6 protein-coding genes are annotated in these 4773 nt (G+C 68.1%); 5 read left to right on the forward strand and 1 reads right to left on the reverse strand.

From position 1 onward, the window contains the following. From VEG08_02100 to VEG08_02120, 5 genes are all read left to right on the forward strand, one after another. Nucleotides 1-705 (forward strand): fatty acid desaturase (locus VEG08_02100; GenBank protein ID HXZ26769.1); only part of this gene is annotated, 705 nt, incomplete at its 5' end. Between the two features lie 132 nt (nucleotides 706-837). Then, nucleotides 838-1227: a DUF4870 domain-containing protein gene (locus VEG08_02105; protein ID HXZ26770.1), complete on the forward strand. Its 390-nt coding sequence runs from the start codon at nucleotides 838-840 to the stop codon at nucleotides 1225-1227. Nucleotides 1228-1241: 14 nt separating this feature from the next. Further along, entirely contained in the window at nucleotides 1242-1685 is a 444-nt protein-coding gene (locus VEG08_02110; GenBank protein HXZ26771.1) for a DUF4870 domain-containing protein, read from the forward strand. A 12-nt stretch (nucleotides 1686-1697) separates the two neighbouring features. Beyond that, nucleotides 1698-2801, forward strand: a complete 1104-nt coding sequence (locus VEG08_02115) for an aromatic ring-hydroxylating dioxygenase subunit alpha (GenBank protein HXZ26772.1) — start codon at nucleotides 1698-1700, stop codon at nucleotides 2799-2801. A 96-nt stretch (nucleotides 2802-2897) separates the two neighbouring features. Next, nucleotides 2898-3935 carry a nitroreductase family protein gene (locus VEG08_02120; protein ID HXZ26773.1) on the forward strand — a complete coding sequence of 346 codons (1038 nt, stop codon included), beginning with the start codon at nucleotides 2898-2900 and terminating at the stop codon, nucleotides 3933-3935. A gap of 333 nt (nucleotides 3936-4268) precedes the next feature. On the opposite strand, the gene VEG08_02125 is transcribed toward VEG08_02120, so the two are convergent. Then, nucleotides 4269-4773 (reverse strand): radical SAM protein (locus tag VEG08_02125; GenBank protein HXZ26774.1); only part of this gene is annotated, 505 nt, incomplete at its 5' end.

A 4773-nucleotide genomic window follows, 5' to 3' on the forward strand; every position in this document is an offset into this window, starting at 1 on the left:
TCCATGCAGCTTTCCAGCATGAGCACCACCATCTACCTGCATCGCACCATGGCGCACAAGGGACTGCGGCTGCATCCCGTGGTGATCTTCTTCATGCGGCTGCAGCTCTGGCTGTTCACCGGGATCGTGACCCGGGAGTGGGTCGCGGTGCACCGCAAGCACCACCACTTCGCCGACGTGGAGGGCGATCCCCACAGCCCGCACCTGAAGGGCCTGTGGAACGTCCTGCTGTGGAACGCCATCTACTATTCGCGCGAAGCCGCCAAGCCCGAGGTGGTGGAGAAGTACACGCGCGACATCCCGCCGAGCTTTGGCGACCGCCTGCTGAACCGCGGCTGGCTGGGGCTGGCCTTCGGCGTGACCCTGTTCGCCGCCGGCTTCAATCTCTTTCACCAGGGCTGGATCGCGCCGGTGATCGGCGTCAGCACCTTCGTGGTGCAGGCGGTGGCCTACGTGGGCATGAACGCGGTGATCAACGGGGCCTGCCACGTGCTGGGCTACAAGAACTTCGACAACACCGCCACCAACCTGCGCAGCGTGGCCTGGTTCTCGGGCGGGGAAGGGCTGCACAACAATCATCACCAGTATCCCGCCTCGGCCAAGTTCAGCATGCGGCGCTGGGAGTTCGACCCCGCGTGGCCGGTGATCCGGGTGCTGAGCGCGCTCTCGCTGGCGCATCCGCTGCCCTTGCCGCAGGAGAGCTGAGGTTCCTCTTCCGACCGGATCTTCTGCGCCGGTGGTTGACGTCGCGTTTACAATCCCCACCAGGGGGGAGCGGCGATGAGCGAGGTCGCAGCAGTCACGGCCCTTCCGGAACCCACCGCGGACGAGCGCAGCATGGCCACCTTGGCCCATGTGCTGCAGCTGGTGGGCGGGTTCATCGCCCCGTTGATCATCTTCTTCCTGCGGCGGGAATCGCGCTTTGTAAGCTTCCATGCGCTGCAGGTGCTGTTCCTGCAGATCGCGAACCTGCTGTTCTCCATGGTCTTCATGGTGACCTGGTTCGCGATGATGTTCGGCAGCATCGCGGCCACGGCGGGCCAGCCGCGCGGAGGCGGACCTCCCGTGATGCTTTTCCTGGTCTTCCCCTTGCTCTGGCTCTTCATCATGGCGAGCTGGGTGACCATCCTGACGCTGGCCATCGTCTACGGCATCAAGGCGGGACGCGGGGAATGGGCCAATTATCCCGTGCTCGGCAAGTGGGCGCGGCAGGTCCTTCATATCTGAGGCAGGAGGGGAACATGAGCAGTCCGGCGACGGCACCCACGCAAGCGGCACCCACCCAGGACGAGCGCTCCATGGCCATGCTGGCGCACGTGCTGATGATCTTCACCGGCTTCCTGGGGCCGCTGATCATCTGGCTGATCCGCAAGCAGTCGAAGTTCGTCAGCTTCCACGCGCTGCAGGCGCTGGCCTTCCAGGTGGCATACGCCCTGCTGATCGTCGTGCTGGTCATCGCCGCCATCGTCTTCACGGTGGCCGGGGCGGCAGCCCAGGGTTCGCACGGCGGGGGCGCGCCTCCGGTGCTGGGCATGCTGCTGTTCGGCCTGGTGTGGCTGGTGGCCATGGGCGGCGGCCTGGCCTGCCTGATCCTGGGCATCCTCTACGGCATCAAGGCCAACAACGGCGAGTGGGCGGCCTACCCGTTGATCGGCAACTGGGTGCGGCAGAAGATGGGAGTCTAGGACTTCCGGCCCATGCCAGAGCGGGAGCGGGAGCGGGAGACGAGCACGCTCATCCATCCTGAGGTGGCGCACGCTTCCACCCTGCCCGCGCGCTTCTACACCGATCCCGCCGTCCTGGAGACGGAGAAGCAGCGCATCTTCGCGCGCACCTGGCAGGTAGTGGGACGCTCGGCGCAGGTGACGCAGCCGGGCGACTACTTCACCGCCGAGGTCGCGGGCGAGCCCCTGCTGCTGGTACGCGATGCCGGCGGCAAGCTGCGCGGCTTCTACAACGTCTGCCGCCACCGCGCCGGGCCGCCGGCCACGGGCGCGGGCTCGCGCAAGCTCTTCCGCTGCGGCTATCACGGATGGACCTACGGGCTGGACGGCACGCTGCTCCACGCCCCCGAATGCGAAGGCGTGGAAGGCTTCCGCGCGGAGGAGTTCGGACTGGTCCCGGTGCAGGCGGCGGAGTGGGGCGGGCTGGTGTTCGTCAACCTGGATGCCAAGGCGGAGCCGCTGCTCGAGGCGCTGCGGGAGCTGCCGCAGCAGGCGGCGCGCTATGACCTCTCCCGGCTGCGCCTGGTGGAGCGCCGCGACTACGTCATGGAGTGCAACTGGAAGACCTACATCGATAATTTTCTCGAGGGCTACCACCTGCCCAGCGTGCATCCCAGCCTGAACCGCGAGTTGGACTACGGCAGCTACGTCACCGAGACCTACGAGCGGCACTCGCTGCAGGCCAGCCCCATCCGTCCCGCGGCGGAGGCCAACGCGCCCCGCCGCTACGCGCAAGCCACGGGCGAGGAGCGTGCCGAGTATTTCTGGATCTTCCCTAACTGGATGCTGAACTGCTATCCCGACAACGTCTCGCTGAACATCGTGCTGCCGCTGGGGCCGGAGCGCTCGGTGGCCATCTTCGAGTGGTATTTCGCGGAAGAGTTGCTGGCCGGCGACGCGCCCGCGCGCACGGTGAAGTTCAGCGACGAGATCCAGCTCGAGGACGGCGCTATCTGCGAGGCGGTGCAGCGCAACCTGCGCTCCCGCAGCTACTCGCGCGGCCGCTACAGCGTGAAGCAGGAGCGCTGCCTGCACCACTTCCACCGGCTGTACGCGGAGGTCCTGGGGGCGGCCTAGCCTTCCCGTTTCGGACCTCACAGGCAGGCGTGACCGCCGTCATGGACGCCGGCCCGCGCCCGGCGCGAGACTGGCAGTGTAGGCAGGAGGTCAGCCATGTCCTCCTCGGCTCTGGCTTATCGCCTCGATCCCTGGTATGTCTCGGAACTGGACTACCCCAGCAAGGGCAGCCCCAAGGAAAAGCTGAAGTTCATGCTGCACTGGGCGGTGCTGGCGCCCTCCAGCCACAATAGCCAACCCTGGCTCTTCAGCCTGATGGAGGACGCAGCCGAACTCTACGCCGACCGCCAGCGCTCGCTGCCCCAGGCCGATCCCGAAGACCGCGAGCTGATCCTGAGCTGCGGCGCGGCGCTGTTCCTGCTGCGCGTCACCCTGCACCACTTCACCTACAGCGGCGAGGTGGATTGCTTTCCCGAGCCTCACGACCAGAACCTGCTGGCGCGCGTCCGGCTGGGCGGCCGGGAGGTGCCCTCGCCGGAGAACGAGGAGCTCTTCCACGCCATCGACAAGCGGCGCACCAACCGCCAGCGCTTCGAACGCTGGACGGTGGCGGCGGCGCTGGTGGCGCGGCTGGAGGAGGCGGCCACGGCCGAGGGCGCATGGTTCCGTCCCGTGCGCGACCAGCAGGAGCGCGACGCGGTGGCTGCCCTGGTGGCCGAAGGCGACCGCCGGCAGATGGCCGACCACGCCTTCCGCCAGGAACTGGCCTCCTGGATGCGTTCCAACCTGAGCGGCAGCCGCGATGGCATCCCCGGCTACGGACTGGGCCTGGGCGACCTGGCTGCCTATGCCGGGCCGCTGCTGGTGCGCACCTTCGATATGGGGGAGCGGCGGGCCGCCCGTGACCACGAGATCGCCGAGGGCTCGCCCTTGCTGGCGGTGCTGGCCACCGACTACGACCGTCCCGCCGACTGGCTGGCGGCAGGGCAGGCGCTGGGGCGGGTGCTGCTGCGGGCGCGCGCCGACGGCGTCTCGGCGTCGTACCTGAACCAGCCCATCGAGGTGGCGGAACTCCGCCCCAAGCTGCGCGACGCCCTGGGTCTTGCCGGCTTCCCGCAACTGCTGCTGCGCCTGGGCTACGGCCATGATCCTAAGCCCACGCCCCGGCGGCCGCTCGAGGAAGTGCTGATCTAGGGCGATTCCAACCCCTGGCTTTGAAGGGGCACGGCTTCAGCCGTGCCGGCGCAGCGTCTTCCCGTGAGTTGTTGTCCCGAGGGAGCCCGAACGCCGCGGAGTGCAGCGGCACGGACAGCGAGGGCGACCGAAGGACCCCTATAGCGAGAGAACGCCTCGAAAATGCCTCCGGTCATCTTGAACAATGCAGAAGGAACAGGGGTCCTTCGACTCGCGATGTCCTGCGGCGAAGCCGCAGGACATCGCTCGCTCAGGATGACAAATCATAAAGAGGGCTGCGGTTACGGCGCGGCTGAAGCCGTGCCCTTTCAAGGCTGTCACTCCGGGGCGCCCCTAGAACAGCGCCAGTTGCTCCAGCGCGGCCGGCTCGCCGGGATAGTCGTGTGCGAGCTCGGAGTGCAGCCTGCCAACGAGCCCGTACTTCTTCTTCAGCCCCGAAACCAACTGCGAGATGCGCTTGCGGTAGGAGGCCGGCAGGAAGGCGCGGTCGGCGTAGCGGCGGCGGTAGGCCTCGACCAGCGCGGGGAACTCGCGGTCCAGGAAGGGCAGAAAGACGCTCGCCGAGCAGGGCTTGAGGAAGAGCGGGTTGGCGAAGAGGTGCTTGGCGCCGGCCTCGGCGGCGGCGCGCACCACCGCCGCCAGGTCGCGGGGCTTGTCGGTGATGCCCGGCAGGACCGGACAGCAGCTCACGCTGGTGACGATGCCGGCCTGGCTGAGCCGGCGCACGGCGTCAAGGCGCAGGTCGGGGCGGGGGGCGCGCGGCTCGAGGATGCGCGCCAGGCGCGCGTCCAGGGTGGTGACGGTCACGCTCACGCCCAGGCGGTTGTGCTGCGCGATC

Source organism: Terriglobales bacterium, assembly GCA_035624475.1.
Taxonomy (GTDB): domain Bacteria; phylum Acidobacteriota; class Terriglobia; order Terriglobales; family Acidobacteriaceae; genus DASPRL01.

Bases quoted from the DNA above. Each gene is read 5' to 3' on its own strand.
- VEG08_02120 (HXZ26773.1), top strand. From the start codon at position 2,898: ATGTCCTCCTCGGCTCTGGCTTATCGCCTCGATCCCTGGTATGTCTCG.
- VEG08_02110 (HXZ26771.1), top strand. From the start codon at position 1,242: ATGAGCAGTCCGGCGACGGCACCCACGCAAGCGGCACCCACCCAGGAC.
- VEG08_02115 (HXZ26772.1), top strand. From the start codon at position 1,698: ATGCCAGAGCGGGAGCGGGAGCGGGAGACGAGCACGCTCATCCATCCT.
- VEG08_02105 (HXZ26770.1), top strand. From the start codon at position 838: ATGGCCACCTTGGCCCATGTGCTGCAGCTGGTGGGCGGGTTCATCGCC.